Consider the following 17,878-nt stretch of genomic DNA (forward strand, 5'->3'; position numbering starts at 1 on the left):
GCTCACTCCACCGTCACGGACTTCGCCAAATTGCGCGGCTGATCGACCTCATTGTCCCGGGCCGTCGCCAACTCGCACGCGAAGACCTGCAACGGCACGGTCGCCACCAGCGGCTGGAGCAGCGTCGGCGTCACCGGCACCCGGATCAGGTGGTCCGCGTACGGCACCACCCCCTCGTCGCCCTCCTCCGCGATCACGATCGTCCGCGCCCCGCGCGCCCGGATCTCCTGGATGTTGGAGACGACCTTGTCGTGGAGGACGGAGCGTCCGCTCGGCGACGGCACCACCACGACCACCGGCAGCCCCGGCTCGACCAGCGCGATCGGCCCGTGCTTCAACTCGCCCGCGGCGAAGCCCTCGGCGTGCATGTACGCGAGTTCCTTCAGCTTCAGCGCGCCCTCCAGCGCCACCGGATAGCCCACGTGCCGCCCCAGGAAGAGGACGGTGTCCTGGTCGGCGAGGGAGCGCGCGAGCTCCCGTACCGGCTCCATCGTCGACAGGACCCGCTCCACCGCCTCCGAGCTGCGGGCCAGGTCCCGGACGACGGTGCGGACCTCGTCGCCCCAGGTCGTGCCGCGCACCTGCCCCAGGTAGAGCGCGACGAGGTAGCAGGCCACCAGTTGGGTGAGGAACGCCTTCGTCGACGCGACGGCGACCTCCGGCCCGGCGTGGGTGTAGAGCACCGCGTCCGACTCGCGCGGGATCGTCGAGCCGTTGGCGTTGCAGATCGCCAGCACCTGCGCGCCCTGCTCCCGCGCGTGCCGCACCGCCATCAGCGTGTCCATGGTCTCGCCGGACTGCGAGATGGCGATCACCAGGGACCGCCGGTCCAGGATCGGGTCCCGGTAGCGGAACTCGCTCGCCAACTCCACCTCGCACGGGATGCGGGTCCAGTGCTCGACGGCGTACTTGGCGATCAGCCCGGCGTGGAAGGCGGTGCCGCACGCCACGACGACGACCTTCTCCGTGGACCGCAGCACCGACGCCGGGATGCGCACCTCGTCCAGCGTCAGCGCACCGTCCTCGTCGATCCGGCCGAGCAGGGTGTCCGCCACCGCCTTCGGCTGCTCGGCGATCTCCTTGAGCATGAAGGACGGGTAGCCGCCCTTCTCGGCCGCGGAGGCGTCCCAGTCGACGTGGTACGGCCGTACGTCCGCGGGCGCGCCCTCGAAGTCGGTGACCCGGACCCCGTCCCGGCGCAGCTCCACCACCTGGTCCTGGCCCAGTTCGATCGCGGAGCGGGTGTGGTCGATGAAGGCGGACACGTCGGACGCGAGGAAGGACTCGCCCTCCCCCACCCCCACCACCAGCGGAGAGTTGCGGCGCGCCCCGACGACCGTGTCGGGCTCGTCCGCGACCACCGCGACCAGGGTGAACGCCCCCTGGAGCCGTCGGCACACCTGCCGCATGGACTCCGTCAGGTCGCCGCAGGACGAGAAGGATTCGGCGAGCAGGTGCGCCACGACCTCGGTGTCCGTCTCGGACGCCAGGTCGTGGCCGCGGGCGGCCAGCTCGGCGCGGAGCGCGGCGAAGTTCTCGATGATGCCGTTGTGGACGACGGCGACCCGGCCGGAGTTGTCGAGGTGGGGGTGGGCGTTCGCGTCGTTCGGCGCGCCGTGGGTGGCCCAGCGGGTGTGTCCGATCGCCGTGGAGCCGGTCGGCAGCGGCCGCTCGACCAGCGCCTTCTCCAGGTTGACGAGCTTGCCGGCGCGCTTGGCCGCGGCGAGCCCGCCGTCGGCGAGCACGGCGACGCCCGCGGAGTCGTAGCCGCGGTACTCCAGCCGCCTCAGCCCGGCGACGACCACGTCGAGCGCCGACTGACCACCGACATAACCCACGATTCCGCACATATGGCGCAGCCTACGTCCGCGGCGTCGCACGGCCCGGGTGCGACCCGGACGGCACCCGCCGGCCACCCGCGTGACCGATCGGACGTCCGCGCGCCCCGGCGGCACCCCCGTGCCGCACCGCCACCCGCGTGACCGAGCACACGACCCGCGCCCCAGCAGGTTCCCCGACAATGTCCGTGTGATCACGTCGCCGCCGAACAACACCCACCGCCGGGCCACCGAGCACGCGGCCACCCCGTACGTCGACCTGACCCGCGCCGAGTGGAGCGCCCTGCGCGACCGGACTCCGCTGCCGCTGACCGCCGACGAGGTGGAGCAGTTGCGCGGGTTGGGCGACGTGATCGACCTGGACGAGGTGCGGGACGTCTATCTGCCGCTGTCCCGGCTGCTGAACCTGTACGTACGGGCCACCGGCGAGCTGCGCGGTGCGCTCAACACCTTCCTGGGGTCGGCCGGCGGCGGCCAGGGCGCGCAGCGCGGCACGCCGTTCGTCATAGGGGTCGCGGGCTCCGTCGCCGTCGGCAAGTCGACGGTCGCCCGGCTCCTGCGCGCGCTGCTGGCGCGCTGGCCCGAGCACCCGCGCGTGGAACTGGTCACCACGGACGGGTTCCTGCTGCCGATGAAGGAGCTGAAGGCCCGCGGGCTGATGTCGCGGAAAGGTTTCCCCGAGTCGTACGACCGACGCGCCCTGACCCGTTTCGTCGCCGACATCAAGGCGGGCAAGGACGAGGTGACCGCGCCCGTCTACTCGCACCTCACGTACGACATCGTCCCCGGCGAACGCCTGGTGGTGCGCCGCCCCGACATCCTCATCGTCGAGGGCCTGAACGTGCTCCAGCTGGCGCTGCCGGGCAAGGACGGCCGCACCCGGGTGGGGCTCGCGGACTACTTCGACTTCTCCGTGTACGTCGACGCCCGCCCGGAGGACATCGAACGCTGGTACCTCAGCCGCTTCCGGGCGCTGCGCGAGACCGCGTTCCGGGACCCCTCCTCGTACTTCCGCAAGTACACGCAGGTCTCCGAGGAGGAGGCGCTGGAGTACGCCCGCACGATGTGGCGCACCATCAACAAGCCCAACCTGCTGGAGAACGTGGCGCCGACCCGGGGCCGTGCCACCCTGATCCTGCGCAAGGGCCCCGACCACAAGGTCCAGCGGCTCTCCCTGCGCAAGCTCTGAGGAGTCCGGCGTGCTGCACGTACGACTGATCACCCCCGCCGACCGCACCGACGAGGTCGTCCGGCTGATCGAGGCCACCCCGGGCACCGCCCACGTGGCGGTCCTCCCGGGCGCCGCCCGCAATCCGGCGGGCGACGTGGTCATGTGCGACGTGGCACGCGAGGCCGGGGACCTGTTGATCGGCGGCCTGCGCGCCCTCGGCGTCGACGAGAAGGGCTCGATCGCGGTCGACGACATCGACCTCTCGCTCTCCCGCCGTGCCGCCAAGGCGGAGGCCGAGGCCCCCGGCGAGGCGGCGGACGCGGTGCTGTGGGAGCACCTGGAGGACGCCACCCACGAGGAGTCCACGCTCTCCGCCACGTACCTCGCCTTCATGACGGTCGCCACGATGATCGCGGCCTGCGGCGTCGTCCTGGACAACGCGATCCTCATCGTCGGCGCGATGGCGGTCGGCCCGGAGTTCGGCCCCCTGGCCGGCATCTCCACCTCCCTGGTCCGCCGCACCCCCCGGCTGGCCGTCCGCTCGCTGCTCGCCCTGCTCGTCGGCTTCGCCACCGCGATGGTCGTCACGGTCGGCTTCAGCCACCTGATGACCGGCCTCGACCTCTTCCACGCCGCCGACCTGGAAGCCCCCCGCCCCAACACCAACTTCATCTACCAGCCGGACGCCTTCTCCTTCGTCGTCGCCATCCTCGCGGGCATCGCCGGCACCCTCTCCCTCACCTCCGCGAAGTCCGGCGCGCTGGTCGGCGTCGCCATCTCCGTGACGACGATCCCGGCGGCGGCGAACGCGGCGGTCGCCTTCAGTTTCGACGAGTACCGCCAGGCGTGGGGCTCCACCGAACAACTCCTCCTCAACCTCTTCGCCATCGTCCTCGCCGGCACCCTGACCCTGCTGGCCCAAAAGATCTTCTGGGCACCGCGCAAGCGATGACCGCCCGGGCGCACGTCACCGGGGCCTCCCCGTCGCCCGCCCGCACGCGCGCACGTAGTCCTGCACCAACTCGCGGCGGTCGTCCGCGCGCCAGGCCAGGGCGAAGCGGCTGGGGGCGAGGTCGGGGACCGGGCGCGTGGTGACCTGGCCGAGGGTGATCAGGGGGGCGTTGCCCGCCGCCAGGAGCACCACGCCGAGGCCGGCGACCAGGGCCTCGTACGTCTCCTCTGCGCTCGCCACCTCCGCGCCGATGCGTGGCGGGCGGCCGGCGCGGGCGTCGAGGGCGAGCCAGTAGTCGCGCAGCGGGCCGGCGCTCGCGGGGAGGGCGAGGAAGGGCTCGTCCAGCAGGTCGGCGAAGGGGACCTCGGGGCGGGCGGCCAGCGGGTGGCCCTCGGGGAGGGCGACCAGCCGGGGTTCCTCGGCGACCACGAGCCATCGGTAGCGCTCCGGGTCGGGCAGCGGCAGCCAGACGAACGCGGCGTCGCTGGAGCCGTCGGCGAGGCCCGCGGTCGGATCCTGCCAGGTGACCTGGCGCAGCGACACCCGGGCGTCGGGGCGGGCCGCGGTGAAGCGGGAGCGGATCGCCGGCAGGACGCCGCCGCGCCCGGGGCTGGTGCTCATCCCGAGGACGAGGACGGCGGCCCGGTCGGCGACGGCCCGGGCGACCGCGTCCCGCGCCCCGTCCCACTCGGCGAGCATCCGCCGGGCGTACGGCAGGAGCGCCGCACCGACCTCGCTGAGGCGCACCTCGCGCCGGTCGCGCTCGAACAGCGCGGCGCCCACCTGTTTCTCCAGCATTCTGATCTGCTTGCTCAGCGCGGGCTGCGAGACGTACAAGCGCTCGGCCGCGCGGGTGAAGTGCAGCTCCTCGGCGACCGCAACGAAGTACCTCAGGTCCCGTCCGTGAACGTCCATAACCATCGGCTATCACGACACGTCTTGGACGGACAACTGCCTTTCGCTGCACGGTGGTTCACACGATCGACGGGACGACGGAACGACAGAGGGAGCAGCACATGAACAGGGTCTGGCTGGTCACCGGTGCGAGCAGCGGCTTCGGACGGGCCGTCACCGAGGCCGCGGTGGCCGCCGGTGACGTCGTGGTCGCCGCCGCCCGCCGCACCCCGCTCCTGGACGACCTCGTCGCCGCCCACCCCGACCAGGTCGAGGCGCTGCCGCTGGACGTCACCGACACCACGGCCGTGCGGGCCGCGGTGGACGGCGTGGTGTCCCGGCACGGGCGCATCGACGTCCTGGTGAACAACGCCGGACGCGGCCTGGTCGGCGCGGTCGAGGAGACCACCGACGAGGAGCTGCGGGACCTGATGGACCTGCACTTCTTCGGCCCGGTCGCACTCACCCGGGCCGCGCTGCCGCACATGCGCCGCCGCGGCTCCGGCGCCGTCGTGCAACTGTCCAGCATGGGCGGCCGGTTCGCGTTCGCCGGCGTCGGCGGCTACTGCGCCACCAAGTTCGCTCTGGAAGGGCTCTCCGAAGCCCTGGCCGCCGAGGTCGCCCCGCACGGCATCCGGGTGCTGATCGTCGAGCCCGGCGCCTTCCGCACCTCCTTCGCCGGCGCCGGCGCGCTCCAGCAGTCCACCGCGCTGGACGCCTACGAGGAGACCGTGGGACCGGTCCGCGCCGGCCTCGCGGGCGGCAGCGGCCGGGAGCCCGGCGACCCGGCCAAGGCCGCCGCCGCGATCCTCACCGCGCTGGACTCCGACGAGCCCCCGCTGCGGCTGCCGCTCGGCAACGACGCCGCGGACGCGATCACCGCCCAACTCGACCGCGCCCGCACCGAACTCCGCGTCTGGGAAGGACTCGCCCGCTCCACCGACTTCGACGCCTAGACCGCCTCCGGAACGTCCCGCCCCCTGCGCGGGTGGACGCAGCGAAGCGCCCTACGCCCCGGGGCGCGTACGGTGCCGGAAACCCGACGCCGAAGCGAGGTCCCGCCCGGATGCAAACCGCACTCCCCGCCCGCCTGGCCGCCCACCGCAAGGTCGCCACCGCCCTCGCCCCGCTCGGCGACCGCCGGCTCGCCGAGTTGCTGTCCGGGGCCCGCCCCCTCGGCTCCGGCATCGGCGGCACGTCCGCCCTGCTGGAGGTGGACGGGGTGCCCGTCTTCGTCAAGCGCGTCCCCCTGACGGACACCGAGCGCCGGCCCGAACACCGGCACTCCACCGCGAACCTCTTCGGCCTCCCGCCGTACTGCCAGTACGGCATGGGCGCCCCCGGCAGCCCCGGCTTCGGCGCCTGGCGCGAACTCGCCGCCCACACCGCGACCACCACCTGGGTGCTCACCGGCGGCCCCGACTGCTTCCCGCTCACGCACCACTGGCGGATCCTGCCGGACGCCCCGCCCGCGCTCCCCGACGAACTCGCCGACGTGGACCGCGCCGTCGACTACTGGGGCGACGGCGTACGGCGGCGCATCGAGGAGCTGGCGCGGGCCTCCGCGAGCCTGGTGCTCTTCCTGGAGCACGTCCCCCGCACGCTCCACGACCACCTCGCCGAAGAGCTGCGCTCGGGCGACGAGCAACGCGCCGACGAGGCCGTACGACGGGCGGAGCGGCAACTCGCCACCGGGGTCGCCGCCATGAACGACCACGGGCTGCTGCACTTCGACGCACACTTCCGCAACGTCCTCACCGACGGACGCCGCCTGTACTTCGCCGACTACGGCCTCGCGCTCTCGTCCCGCTTCGGCCTCTCCCCCGCCGAGGCCGACTTCCTCGCCGCGCACGCCACCCACGACCGCGCGTACGCCCTGAGCTATCTGGTGAACTGGCTGATCACCACCGTGTACGGGCACGACCGCACGGAGCGCGAAGCGCTCGTCCACGCCTGCGCGCAAGGGGAACGGCCACCGGACGGCCCCGCCGCGGTCCGGGCCGTGATCGAACGTCACGCGCCGATCGCCGCCCTCGTCACCGACTTCTACGGCAGGTTCACCGACGGCAGCCGCGAGACCCCCTACCCCGCCGAAGCAATCGGCCGGGCCCTGAAGAGCCCTGACGCCCTGACGCCCTGACGCCCTGACGCCCTGACGCCCGCAGACGCACGAAGGGGCCCGCACCGTCACCGGTGCGGGCCCCTTCACGACCGAAAACTAGCCGAGCGCCGACTTCACCGCGTCCGCCAGCCGCTCCGCGACCGCCCGCGCCTGCTCCAGGTCGGCCGCCTCGACCATGACCCGTACCAGCGGCTCCGTACCGGAGGGCCGCAGCAGTACGCGACCGGTCGCGCCCAGCTCCCGCTCGGCCTCCGCGACCGCGGCCGCCAGCTCACCGGAGGTGCGGACCCGGGACTTGTCGACGTCCGGAACGTTGATCAGCACCTGCGGCAGCCGCTCCATCACCGCGGCCAGCTCCGCCAGCGAACGGCCCGTCGCGGCCACCCTCGCCGCCAGCATCAGCCCGGTCAGCGTGCCGTCGCCGGTCGTCGCGTGGTCCAGCACGATGACGTGGCCGGACTGCTCGCCGCCGAGCGCGTAACCGTGCTCCTTCATCGACTCCAGGACGTAGCGGTCGCCCACCGCCGTCTGCACCAGCGCCAGGCCCTCCCGCTCCATGGCGAGCTTGAAGCCCAGGTTCGACATCACGGTCGCCACCACGGTGTCGCCGCGCAGCGTGCCCGCCTCGCGCATCGCCAGCGCGAGCACCGCGAGGATCTGGTCGCCGTCGACCTCGTCGCCGGCGCCGTCGACGGCCAGGCAGCGGTCCGCGTCGCCGTCGTGCGCGATGCCGAAGTCCGCACCGTGCTCGACCACGGCCGCCCGGAGCTGCTCCAGGTGGGTGGAGCCGCAGCCCTCGTTGATGTTCAGCCCGTCGGGGGCCGCGCCGATCGTGATGACCTCGGCACCGGCCCGGGCGAACGCCTCCGGGGAGACCCGGGACGCCGCGCCGTGCGCCTCGTCGAGGACGACCTTCAGACCGTCGAGCCGGTTCGGGAGCACCGCGACGAGATGGGCGACGTACTTGTCGAAGCCCTCGTCGTAGTCGCTGACCCGGCCGACGCCGGCGCCGGTCGGCCGGTCCCACGGCGCGCCGGTGCGGTGCTGCTCGTACACGGTCTCGATGCGGTCCTCCAGCTCGTCGGCGAGCTTGTGGCCGCCGCGGGCGAAGAACTTGACGCCGTTGTCGGGCATGGCGTTGTGACTGGCGGAGAGCATCACGCCGAGGTCGGCGCCGAGGGCGCCGGTGAGGTACGCGACCGCGGGCGTCGGCAGCACGCCGACCCGCAGCACGTCCACGCCCGCGCTGGCGAGGCCGGCCACGACGGCCGCCTCCAGGAACTCTCCCGACGCACGCGGATCTCGCCCGACCACGGCGGTGGGCCGGTGGCCCTCAAAGGTGCCCGCCTCGGCGAGCACGTGCGCCGCCGCGACCGAGAGGCCGAGCGCCAGTTCCGCCGTCAGATCCGCGTTGGCGACGCCGCGCACGCCGTCCGTGCCGAAGAGTCGTCCCACAACCGTCCTCCGAAAGTGCCTCGTGAGCCATGCTCCGAACAGAAGACCTGACGAGCCGGGCGGAACCGCACGCTCCGCCGTCACCAAGCCTGGGGAAAACGTACGCCCCGGTGGCATGGAACGGAGCCACCGGGGCGTACGTACGAACAGCCGAGCAGGCGATGTTTAGCGCTTGCTGTACTGCGGGGCCTTGCGGGCCTTCTTCAGACCGGCCTTCTTGCGCTCGACCGAACGGTCGTCGCGGCTCAGGAAGCCGGCCTTCTTCAGCGGGCCGCGGTTGTTGTCCACGTCCGCCTCGTTCAGCGCGCGGGCCACGCCGAGGCGCAGGGCGCCGGCCTGACCGGAGACACCGCCGCCGGAGATGCGGGCGACGACGTCGTAGCGGTCGTCGAGCTCGAGCACCTTGAAGGGCTCGTTGACTTCCTGCTGGTGCACCTTGTTGGGGAAGTAGTCCTCAAGGGTGCGACCGTTGATCTTCCACTTGCCGGAGCCCGGAACGATCCGGACGCGGGCGATGGCGTTCTTGCGGCGGCCCAGGCCGGCGGCCGGCTGCGGGTCGCCGAAGCGGGAGGCCAGCGACTCGCTGGTGTACTCGCCCTCGACGGGCGCCTCCGACTCGAAGGTGGTGACCTCTTCGTAGGTCTCTTCGCCCTCGACGGGGATCTCAGTGGTGGTCTCGGCCACGGTGTTCCTCAGATTCTCTTCAGTCTTTGGGATGGCCGGACTTACTGCGCGACCTGGGTGATCTCGAACGGAACCGGCTGCTGAGCAGCGTGCGGGTGGTTCTCGCCCGCGTAGACCTTCAGCTTCGAGAGCATCTGACGGCCCAGGGTGTTCTTCGGGAGCATGCCCTTGACGGCCTTCTCGACGGCCTTCTCCGGGCTCTTCTCCAGCAGCTCGTCGTAGCGGACGGAGCGCAGACCACCCGGGTAGCCGGAGTGGCGGTACGCCATCTTCTGGGTCCGCTTGTTGCCGGACAGGTGCACCTTGTCCGCGTTGATGATGATGACGAAGTCACCAGTGTCGACGTGGGGCGCGTAGATCGGCTTGTGCTTGCCCCGGAGAAGGGTGGCGGCGGTAGTGGCCAGACGGCCCAGGACGACGTCCTGCGCGTCGATGATGTGCCACTGGCGCGTCACATCGCCGGGCTTGGGGCTGTACGTACGCACGGTCGTAGCCTTCGCTTCTTCAGTGAGTGAGTCTCCCCCCGTCCACGAGGGACAGGAAGAGGAGGTCCTGACAAGGCCACCCGAACGATCACGACAGCCTTGGCAGCACGCCGGGGACGCAACCCGTGTGCTCGCCGCTGGTCATCGGTCCGGTGAACCGGCGTAAGGGCCTCTCACGTGAGATAGAGCAAGCCAATACGCATAACGAAGCAGAAGCTTACCCGCCGCCCTCCGGACGGGTCAAAGTCGCCCGGCGCTACCCCCGCGTCACCCACCGGACATCCAACGCAGAGCGACCGTCCGGCTACCGTACGCGCTGCACCCGCCGCTCGTCCCACACCGGCTCCCGCGTCTCCCGCACCACCCCGTCCGAGCCGAAGACCAGATAGCGGTCGAAGGAGCGGGCGAACCACCGGTCGTGGGTGACGGCGAGCACCGTCCCCTCGTACGCCTCCAGACCGTCCTGGAGCGCCTGCGCGGACTCCAGGTCCAAGTTGTCCGTCGGCTCGTCCAGCAGCAGCGCCGTCGTCCCCGCCAGCTCCAGCAGCAGGATCTGGAAGCGCGCCTGCTGGCCGCCGGAGAGCCGGTCGAAGGGCTGGTCGCCCTGGCGCTCCAGCTCGTACCTGCGCAGTACGGACATGGCGCCGCCGCGGTCCTTCGCGTGCTCCGTCCACAGGATGTCCACCAGCGGACGGCCCAGGAGCTCCGGGTGCGCGTGCGTCTGCGCGAAGTGGCCGGGCACCACCCGGGCGCCCAGCTTCCACAGCCCGGTGTGCGCCACCGTCCCATCGCCCGCCAGCAGCCGCAGGAAGTGCGACTTCCCGGAGCCGTTCGACCCCAGCACCGCCACCCGCTCGCCGTAGAAGACCTCCAGGTCGAACGGCTTCATCAGCCCGCTCAGCTCCAGCGCCTCGCAGGTCACGGCGCGCACCCCGGTCCGGCCGCCCTTCAGCCGCATCCGGATCTCCTGCTCCCGCGGCGGCTCCGGCGGCGGACCCGCCTCCTCGAACTTCCGCAGCCGGGTCTTCGCCGCCTGGTAGCGGGAGGCCATCTCGTCGCTGCGCGCCGCGTACTGCTGGAGGTCCAGCACCAGCTTCTTCAGCTTCGCCCGCTGCTCGTCCCAGCGCCGCCGCAGCTCCTCGAAGCGCGCGAAGCGCTCCTTGCGGGCCTCGGGGTACGTGTCGAAGCCGCCGCCGTGCACCCACACGTCCGAGCCCGCGGCGCCCGGCTCGACGCTGATGACCTTCTGCGCGCTGCGGGCCAGCAGCTCCCGGTCGTGGGAGACGAAGAGCACGGTCTTGCGGGTCTCCGCGAGCCGCTCTTCGAGCCACCGCTTGCCCGGCACGTCGAGGTAGTTGTCCGGCTCGTCCAGCAACAGCACCTCGTCCGGGCCGCGCAGCAGCGCCTCCAGCGCCAGCCGCTTCTGCTCGCCGCCGCTGAGCGTCTTCAGGTCCCGGAACTGGGCCCGCTCGTACGGCACCCCCAGCGCGGCGACCGTGCACATGTCCCAGAGCGTCTCCGCCTCGTAGCCGCGCGCCTCCGCCCAGTCGCTGAGCGCCTGCGCGTACGCCATCTGCGCGGACTCGTCGTCCACCGTCATGATCCGGTGCTCGGCCGCGTCCACCGCGGCCGCGGCCTCCCGGATCCGCGGCGACGCCAGCGAGACCAGCAGGTCGCGCACCGTGCGGTCGTCCCGCACCGAACCGATGAACTGCCGCATCACGCCCAGCCCGCCACTGGCGGAGACCGAGCCGCCGTGCGGCTGCAACTCCCCGGAGAGCAGTCTCAGCAGCGTCGTCTTGCCCGCTCCGTTCGCACCGACCAGGGCGACCTTCGCGCCGTCGGCCACCCTGAACGAGGCGTCGCCGAGCAGCACCCGGCCGTCGGGTAGGTAGTACTCCAGGTGCGCTGCTTCGAGGTGTCCCATCGTTCGATGATGCGGGCCGGACCCCCGCATGCCCAACCGGTTTAGGATTCCGGGCATGAGCTTTGGTCAGGGGGGGCCTCAGTGGGGGTCCGGTGAGGGACAGAACCAGAACCCGTGGAACGGCCGCGATGCATACGGCCCGGGGCAGGGCGGGGACCCGTACGGGCGCCCCGGCGAGACCCCGTTCGGCGGCTCGTCGGACACCCCGGACTGGGCCGCGCTCGCGGACGCGTCCGCGGACCGCGCCCGCAAGAAGCGCCTGCTGATGATCGGCGGCGGCGGGCTCGCCACCGTCGCCGTCGCCGCGGTGGTGGCCACCGCGATCGTGCTGTCCAACGACGCCGACGACGCCGAGGGCTCCCACGCCACCGCCAGCGGCTCCCCCAGCGCCAGCGCCGCCCAGGACGCCCAACCCGGCCCGTCGTTCGCCTCCGTCGCCCCCGCGCCGCCGCCGAACCCCTCGGACTTCATCTCCGACGAGAAGAAGGACAAGGCGCCGCTGAACCTGGACACCTTCTTCCCCGGCACCACGATGACCATGGCCGACCGGAAGTACGCCAAGGGCGCCACCCACAGCACCGGCGCCTGCGCCTCCGCGGCCCAGGGCGCCCTCGCCGGCGCCCTCACCGCCAACGGCTGCGACCAGGTCTTCCGCGCCACGTACAGCAAGGACGGCGTCGCCGTCACCGTCGGCGTCGCCGTCTTCGGCACCCAGGCGGAGGCGCAGCGGGCCGCCGGGACCAAGCGGAACATCGCCCCGCTGGCGGGCGCCGGCGTCCCCTCCTTCTGCAAGGGCGGCCCGGTCTGCCTCTTCAGGTCCTCCTACGCCGGCCGGTACGCCTTCTACACCAGCACCGGCTTCACCAACGGCACGTCCGTCACCGAGAAGGACGCCAAGGTGTACCAAGCCGCCAAGGACATCACCGACCTGACGTTCCAGCAGGTCCGGGCCCGCGGCCAGGCCCAGGCGTCAGCCGCAGCAGCCACCGGCGGCTGAGCCGCCCGACACCGGCAACGACCGCTTGTTGCGGGCCTCCTTGCTGCGGGCGGCCAGCAACTCGTCGGCAGGGTAGCCGACTTCCTCCAGCGTCAACCCGTGCGGCCGTACGACGTGCACGGCGGAGTCCCGCACGCCGGCGGCCAGCACCTTCGCCGGCCACGTCGCCGGCCGGTGCCCGTCGCCGACGAAGAGCAGCGCGCCCACCAGCGAACGCACCATGTTGTGGCAGAAGGCGTCGGCCCGCACGGTCGCGGTGATCACCCCGGCCGCGTCCCGCTCCCACGACAACTGCTGGAGGGTGCGGATCGTCGTCGCGCCCTCGCGCTTCTTGCAGTACGCGGCGAAGTCGTGCTCGCCGACGAGCCCGCGCGACGCCTCGTTCATCGCGACCACGTCCAACGGCCAGTCGTGCCAGAGCACATGGCCGCGCAGCAGCGGGTCGACCCCGCCGGGATGGTCGCAGACCCGGTACGCGTACCGCCGCCAGATCGCCGAGAAGCGCGCGTCGAAACCGACCGGCGCCTCGGCGACCCGCCAGATCCGCACGTCCCGCGAGAGCCGCCCGGCGAGCCGCTTCAGCAGCTTCTCCCGGTGCTCGGCCCACACCTCGACGGGGAGGTCGACGTGGGCCACCTGACCGCGGGCGTGCACCCCGGCGTCCGTACGGCCGGCCACGGTCAGCTCGTACGTCACGGCCGAGCGGGTCACCGTGCGGAGGGCGTCCTCGATCTCGCCCTGCACGGTGCGCCGCCCGCCGGCCTGCTTCGCCCAGCCGGAGAACTCCCTGCCGTCGTACGACAGGTCCAGCCGCAGCCGGACGAACCCGGGCCCGATGCCCTCAGCACTCACCTGTAGATCCTCTTGTCACGGGAACGGGCCCGCTCCCCCGAGGGGGAACGGGCCCGTCCACCAGCCTTGCGACGCTGTCGGCGAACCGATCAGGCGTCCTTGGACTCCGCGGCCTCGGCAGCCGGCTTGGCGTCCTCGACCGGAGCCTCGGCGGCCTCGTCGGACTCCTTCTTCAGGGCGTCCTCCTTGACCGCGCGCACCGTCGCGGCCTCGGCCTCGGCGACGGTCGCCTTCTTGGCGATCTCGCCCTCGACGAGCTCGATCACGGCCATGCGCGCGTTGTCACCACGGCGGTTGCCGATCTTGGTGATCCGGGTGTAGCCACCCGGGCGCTCGGCGTACCGCGGGGCGATCTCGGTGAAGAGCGTGTGCACGATGCCCTTGTCCGTGATCGTCTGCAGGACGAGGCGACGGTTGTGGATGTCGCCCTTCTTCGCCTTGGTGATCAGCCGCTCGGCGACCGGACGCAGGCGGCGGGCCTTGGCCTCGGTCGTGGTGATGCGGCCGTGCTCGAACAGCGCCTTCGCGAGGTTCGCGAGGAGCAGCCGCTCGTGCGCTGCGCTGCCGCCCAGACGGGCGCCCTTGGCGGGCTTCGGCATGGTGTTTCTCCTTGTGTACTGCACCGGCCGTGTCAGGTACCGGTGTCAGGGCCCCGCAGGCGGCCGCCCACGGGCAATTCAGGGGTCGCGCCCCCGGAGGTGCTTTGGGGCGCTGGGGGTCCCCCCACGCCCTCAGGGCGTAGGTGGGGGTGCCCCCGTGCCCGCAGGGCACAGGGGGAGGAACTGCGCGATCAACCAGCCACGGTCCGCGGCCGGCCGCGAAGCTCAGGCCCCACGGCGATCAGCCGCACAGTCCCCGTCGCAGTCGCTTAGTACTGCTCGGTCTCGACGAAACCCGCATCCGCGTCGTCGTCCGCGCCGAAGGCGTCAGCCGCAGCGGTCGGGTCGAATCCGGGCGGGCTGTCCTTGAGCGCCAGGCCCATGCCGGCCAGCTTCGCCTTGACCTCGTCGATCGACTTCGCACCGAAGTTGCGGATGTCGAGCAGGTCCGCCTCGGAGCGGGCCACCAGCTCGCCCACCGAGTGGATGCCCTCGCGCTTGAGGCAGTTGTAGGAGCGGACCGTGAGCTCCAGCTCCTCGATCGGCAGGGCCAGGTCCGCGGCGAGCGCGGCGTCCGTCGGCGACGGGCCCATGTCGATGCCCTCGGCGTCGATGTTCAGCTCGCGGGCGAGACCGAACAGCTCGACCAGGGTCTTGCCGGCGGAGGCCATGGCGTCGCGCGGACGCATCGCCTGCTTGGTCTCGACGTCGACGATCAGCTTGTCGAAGTCGGTGCGCTGCTCGACTCGGGTGGCCTCGACCTTGTACGTGACCTTGAGCACCGGCGAGTAGATGGAGTCGACCGGAATGCGGCCGATCTCCTGGCCCACCTGCTTGTTCTGCACGGCGGAGACGTAGCCGCGACCGCGCTCGACGGTCAGCTCCATCTCCAGCTTGCCCTTGCCGTTCAGCGTGGCGAGGACGAGGTCGGGGTTGTGCACCTCGACACCGGCCGGGGGCGCGATGTCGGCGGCGGTGACCAGACCCGGGCCCTGCTTGCGCAGGTACATCACGACGGGCTCGTCGTGCTCGCTGGAGACGACGAGCTGCTTGATGTTCAGGATCAGGTCGGTGACGTCCTCCTTGACGCCGGGCACGGTGGTGAACTCGTGCAGGACGCCGTCGACGCGGATGGACGTGACCGCCGCACCCGGGATCGAGGAGAGGAGGGTGCGGCGCAGGGAGTTGCCGAGGGTGTAGCCGAAGCCCGGCTCCAGCGGCTCGATCACGAACCGGGAGCGGTACTCGTCGACGACCTCTTCGGTCAGCGAAGGACGCTGAGCGATCAGCATGCGGATCGTTCCTTCAGTCGGGGGCGCCCGCTATTTGACGCCCGACAGGTGTTGCACAAACAAAGGGTACGGGCGGTACGACCCGAATGAGCCGTACCGCCCGAACAAACGGCCAAGCAGCCGAGCCGTGCGTCAGACGCGGCGGCGCTTCGGCGGACGGCAGCCGTTGTGCGGCGTCGGGGTGACGTCCTGGATCGAGCCGACCTCCAGGCCGGTGGCCTGGAGCGAGCGGATCGCGGTCTCACGGCCGGAGCCGGGACCCTTGACGAAGACGTCGACCTTGCGCATGCCGTGCTCCTGCGCACGACGCGCGGCCGACTCCGCCGCCATCTGCGCGGCGAACGGCGTGGACTTCCGGGAGCCCTTGAAGCCGACGTGGCCGGCGGAGGCCCAGGAGATCACGTTGCCCGCGGGGTCCGTGATCGACACGATGGTGTTGTTGAACGTGCTCTTGATGTGCGCGTGGCCGTGAGCGACGTTCTTCTTTTCCTTGCGGCGCACCTTCTTGACAGCGCCCTGACGTCCCTTGGGGGGCATCTTTTAACTCCTACGGGAGGTGGTCGGTCCTACAGCGAAGACCGCGGATGAGCGTCCGCTGAGGACTACTTCTTGCCCGGCTTCTTCTTACCGGCGATGGCGCGACGCGGGCCCTTGCGGGTACGGGCGTTCGTGCTGGTGCGCTGACCGTGGACCGGCAGGCCACGACGGTGGCGCAGACCCTGGTAACAGCCGATCTCGACCTTGCGGCGGATGTCGGCCTGGATCTCGCGGCGGAGGTCACCCTCGGTGCGGAGGTTGGCGTCCACGTACTCGCGGATCTTGACCAGGTCCTCTTCGGACAGGTCACGAACGCGGGTGTCCGGGTTCACGCCGGTCGCGGAGAGGATCTCCTTCGACCGGGTGCGCCCGACACCGAAGACGTAGGTGAGTGCGATCTCCACGCGCTTTTCGCGCGGGATGTCGACACCGGAAACGCGTGCCATTCAATGGCTCCTGTGTGCTCGGGGGTCTTCCGCAGAACCGCTCCCGACCGCCGACCACCCTGCTGGGCAGTGGTACGTCCGGGTCCCCGGCCCCCGCCGGAGGTGTCGCCGGCCCCTACGGGCTGGGCGGGCTCTGCGTATGTACGAATGCGTTGCTTGCGTCGCGCGAAGTACTGCGAAGTACAGGTCGGCGTGCGTCAGCCCTGGCGCTGCTTGTGGCGCAGGTTGTCGCAGATGACCATGACCCGACCGTGACGGCGGATCACCTTGCACTTGTCGCAGATCTTCTTGACGCTCGGCTTGACCTTCATGGGATGTGAGGTTCTCCGGGTCAGTGCCACCGCCCTCCGCGAGAGGAGGACGGGACAAGATCTACTTGTAGCGGTAGACGATCCGGCCACGCGTCAGGTCGTAGGGAGAGAGCTCCACCACGACCCGGTCGTCCGGAAGGATTCGGATGTAGTGCATCCGCATCTTGCCGGAGATGTGCGCGAGGACCTTGTGACCGTTCTGAAGCTCCACCTTGAACATCGCGTTCGGGAGGGACTCGATCACGGTGCCCTCGATCTCGATGGCACCTTGCTTCTTGGCCACGCTTCGCCCTTCGAATCGGCTACCTTGATCGACTTCCGTGGCACCGCGGGCCGCCCGCGAGCGGGCAGACGGATACACGAGAGCCGACGCATCAGTCTACGTCAGGCCATCCGAAAAGACGAATCCAGCAAGCCTGCCCGTTCGGCATGATCCTTACGCCCCCGGTCCCCCGGGTGCGCACCAGTACGGGCTCAGACCGCCAGCGGGTCCGGCGCGGCCGTGATGCCCAGCTCCGCCAGCTTCGCCTTACCGCCGTCCGGCGCGGTGAGCACCAGCGGCCCCTCCTCGGTCAGCGCGACCGAGTGCTCCCAGTGCGAGGACCAGGTGCCGTCCGTGGTGATCACGGTCCACTCGTCCGCCAGCACCTCCGTCTTCGGAGTGCCGAGCGAGACCATCGGCTCGATCGCCAGGCAGAGGCCGGGCACCAGCCGCGGGCCCTTGCCGCGCTTGCGGGCGACGTAGTTCAGCAGGTGGGGCTCCATGTGCATCTCGGTGCCGATGCCGTGCCCGCCGTACTCCTCGATGATCCCGTACCGACCGCCGCCCGGCTTGGGCTGGCGGCGGATGTACGTCTCGATCGCCCGCGAGACGTCGACGAGCCGGTTGCCGGCCTTCATCGCGGCGATCCCGGCCCACATCGACTCCTCGGTCACCCGGGAGAGCTCGACCAGTTCCGGAGCGTGGCCGGAGCCGACGAAGGCGGTGAAGGCCGCGTCGCCGTGCCAGCCGTCGATGACGGCGCCCGCGTCGATCGAGATGACGTCGCCGTCCTTGAGGACGGTCTTGTCGTCCGGGATGCCGTGGACCACGACCTCGTTGGCCGAAGTGCAGATGGTGGCGGGGAAGCCGCCGTACCCGAGGAAGTTCGACTTGGCGCCGTGCTCGGCGAGCACCTTGCGGGCGACCTCGTCCAGGTCCTTCGTGGTGGCGCCGGGCACCGCGGCCTCCCGCGTCGCCGCGTGGATCGCGGCGACGACCAGCCCCGCCGCCCGCATCTTCGCGATCTGCTCCGGGGTCTTGAGCTGCACCATGC

The 17,878-nt window shown here is 71.4% G+C and carries 19 protein-coding genes; 5 read left to right on the top strand and 14 right to left on the bottom strand.

What is annotated here, in order from left to right:
* Positions 1-2: 2 nt before the first annotated feature.
* The gene (glmS, locus tag ACH4E8_RS04535; protein WP_398444252.1) at positions 3-1,850 is read right to left on the bottom strand and encodes a glutamine--fructose-6-phosphate transaminase (isomerizing); all 1,848 of its coding nucleotides are present in this window, start codon (positions 1,848-1,850) and stop codon (positions 3-5) included.
* A 178-nt stretch (positions 1,851-2,028) separates the two neighbouring features.
* Between glmS and coaA the strand changes: the two genes are divergently transcribed.
* Together coaA and ACH4E8_RS04545 are read left to right on the top strand one after the other, a co-directional pair.
* Positions 2,029-3,027, top strand: coding sequence for a type I pantothenate kinase (gene coaA / locus ACH4E8_RS04540; protein ID WP_398444253.1), 999 nt, complete (start codon positions 2,029-2,031; stop codon positions 3,025-3,027).
* Positions 3,028-3,037: 10 nt separating this feature from the next.
* Positions 3,038-3,961 (top strand): DUF389 domain-containing protein, encoded by a 924-nt coding sequence (locus tag ACH4E8_RS04545; protein WP_398444255.1) that lies wholly within the window; start codon positions 3,038-3,040, stop codon positions 3,959-3,961.
* Between the two features lie 15 nt (positions 3,962-3,976).
* On the opposite strand, the gene ACH4E8_RS04550 is transcribed toward ACH4E8_RS04545, so the two are convergent.
* Entirely contained in the window at positions 3,977-4,882 is a 906-nt protein-coding gene (locus ACH4E8_RS04550) for a LysR family transcriptional regulator (RefSeq protein WP_398444257.1), read from the bottom strand.
* 95 nt (positions 4,883-4,977) lie between these two features.
* Here ACH4E8_RS04550 and ACH4E8_RS04555 point away from each other — a divergent pair, with 95 nt between their 5' ends.
* On the top strand, positions 4,978-5,811 hold the full coding sequence (locus ACH4E8_RS04555) for an oxidoreductase (RefSeq protein ID WP_398444259.1): 834 nt from the start codon (positions 4,978-4,980) through the stop codon (positions 5,809-5,811).
* Positions 5,812-5,921: 110 nt separating this feature from the next.
* Entirely contained in the window at positions 5,922-6,995 is a 1,074-nt protein-coding gene (locus ACH4E8_RS04560) for a protein kinase family protein (RefSeq protein ID WP_398444261.1), read from the top strand.
* 78 nt (positions 6,996-7,073) lie between these two features.
* Here ACH4E8_RS04560 and glmM read toward each other — a convergent pair whose 3' ends face one another.
* From glmM to ACH4E8_RS04580, 4 genes are all read right to left on the bottom strand, one after another.
* Positions 7,074-8,432, bottom strand: a complete 1,359-nt coding sequence (gene glmM / locus ACH4E8_RS04565) for a phosphoglucosamine mutase (RefSeq protein WP_398444262.1) — start codon at positions 8,430-8,432, stop codon at positions 7,074-7,076.
* A gap of 165 nt (positions 8,433-8,597) precedes the next feature.
* A complete protein-coding gene (gene rpsI / locus ACH4E8_RS04570) occupies positions 8,598-9,116 on the bottom strand; it encodes a 30S ribosomal protein S9 (protein WP_398444264.1) in 519 nt (172 codons plus the stop codon).
* Between the two features lie 41 nt (positions 9,117-9,157).
* Complete coding sequence (rplM, locus tag ACH4E8_RS04575; RefSeq protein ID WP_361530235.1) at positions 9,158-9,601, bottom strand: 50S ribosomal protein L13; 444 nt, start codon at positions 9,599-9,601, stop codon at positions 9,158-9,160.
* A gap of 304 nt (positions 9,602-9,905) precedes the next feature.
* A complete protein-coding gene (locus ACH4E8_RS04580) occupies positions 9,906-11,528 on the bottom strand; it encodes an ABC-F family ATP-binding cassette domain-containing protein (RefSeq protein WP_398444266.1) in 1,623 nt (540 codons plus the stop codon).
* Between the two features lie 55 nt (positions 11,529-11,583).
* Between ACH4E8_RS04580 and ACH4E8_RS04585 the strand changes: the two genes are divergently transcribed.
* Entirely contained in the window at positions 11,584-12,525 is a 942-nt protein-coding gene (locus ACH4E8_RS04585) for a hypothetical protein (RefSeq protein WP_398444268.1), read from the top strand.
* On the opposite strand, the gene truA is transcribed toward ACH4E8_RS04585, so the two are convergent.
* From truA to map, 8 genes are all read right to left on the bottom strand, one after another.
* Entirely contained in the window at positions 12,499-13,377 is an 879-nt protein-coding gene (gene truA, locus ACH4E8_RS04590; RefSeq protein ID WP_398444270.1) for a tRNA pseudouridine(38-40) synthase TruA, read from the bottom strand. The genes ACH4E8_RS04585 and truA overlap by 27 nt on opposite strands.
* Before the next feature lie 89 nt (positions 13,378-13,466).
* A complete protein-coding gene (rplQ, locus tag ACH4E8_RS04595) occupies positions 13,467-13,976 on the bottom strand; it encodes a 50S ribosomal protein L17 (protein WP_361530247.1) in 510 nt (169 codons plus the stop codon).
* 269 nt (positions 13,977-14,245) lie between these two features.
* Positions 14,246-15,268: a DNA-directed RNA polymerase subunit alpha gene (locus tag ACH4E8_RS04600; protein ID WP_146481858.1), complete on the bottom strand. Its 1,023-nt coding sequence runs from the start codon at positions 15,266-15,268 to the stop codon at positions 14,246-14,248.
* Between the two features lie 132 nt (positions 15,269-15,400).
* Positions 15,401-15,805: a 30S ribosomal protein S11 gene (gene rpsK / locus ACH4E8_RS04605; RefSeq protein WP_167986473.1), complete on the bottom strand. Its 405-nt coding sequence runs from the start codon at positions 15,803-15,805 to the stop codon at positions 15,401-15,403.
* Positions 15,806-15,870: 65 nt separating this feature from the next.
* Positions 15,871-16,251 carry a 30S ribosomal protein S13 gene (gene rpsM / locus ACH4E8_RS04610; protein WP_361530251.1) on the bottom strand — a complete coding sequence of 127 codons (381 nt, stop codon included), beginning with the start codon at positions 16,249-16,251 and terminating at the stop codon, positions 15,871-15,873.
* Positions 16,252-16,448: 197 nt separating this feature from the next.
* A complete protein-coding gene (rpmJ, locus tag ACH4E8_RS04615; RefSeq protein ID WP_003956441.1) occupies positions 16,449-16,562 on the bottom strand; it encodes a 50S ribosomal protein L36 in 114 nt (37 codons plus the stop codon).
* 61 nt (positions 16,563-16,623) lie between these two features.
* Positions 16,624-16,845 (bottom strand): translation initiation factor IF-1, encoded by a 222-nt coding sequence (infA, locus tag ACH4E8_RS04620; protein ID WP_003956442.1) that lies wholly within the window; start codon positions 16,843-16,845, stop codon positions 16,624-16,626.
* Between the two features lie 191 nt (positions 16,846-17,036).
* A complete protein-coding gene (map, locus tag ACH4E8_RS04625; protein WP_398444273.1) occupies positions 17,037-17,876 on the bottom strand; it encodes a type I methionyl aminopeptidase in 840 nt (279 codons plus the stop codon).
* Positions 17,877-17,878 lie beyond the last annotated feature (2 nt).

The sequence above is a fragment of the Streptomyces sp. NPDC017979 genome, from assembly GCF_044328175.1.
Lineage (GTDB): Bacteria > Actinomycetota > Actinomycetes > Streptomycetales > Streptomycetaceae > Streptomyces.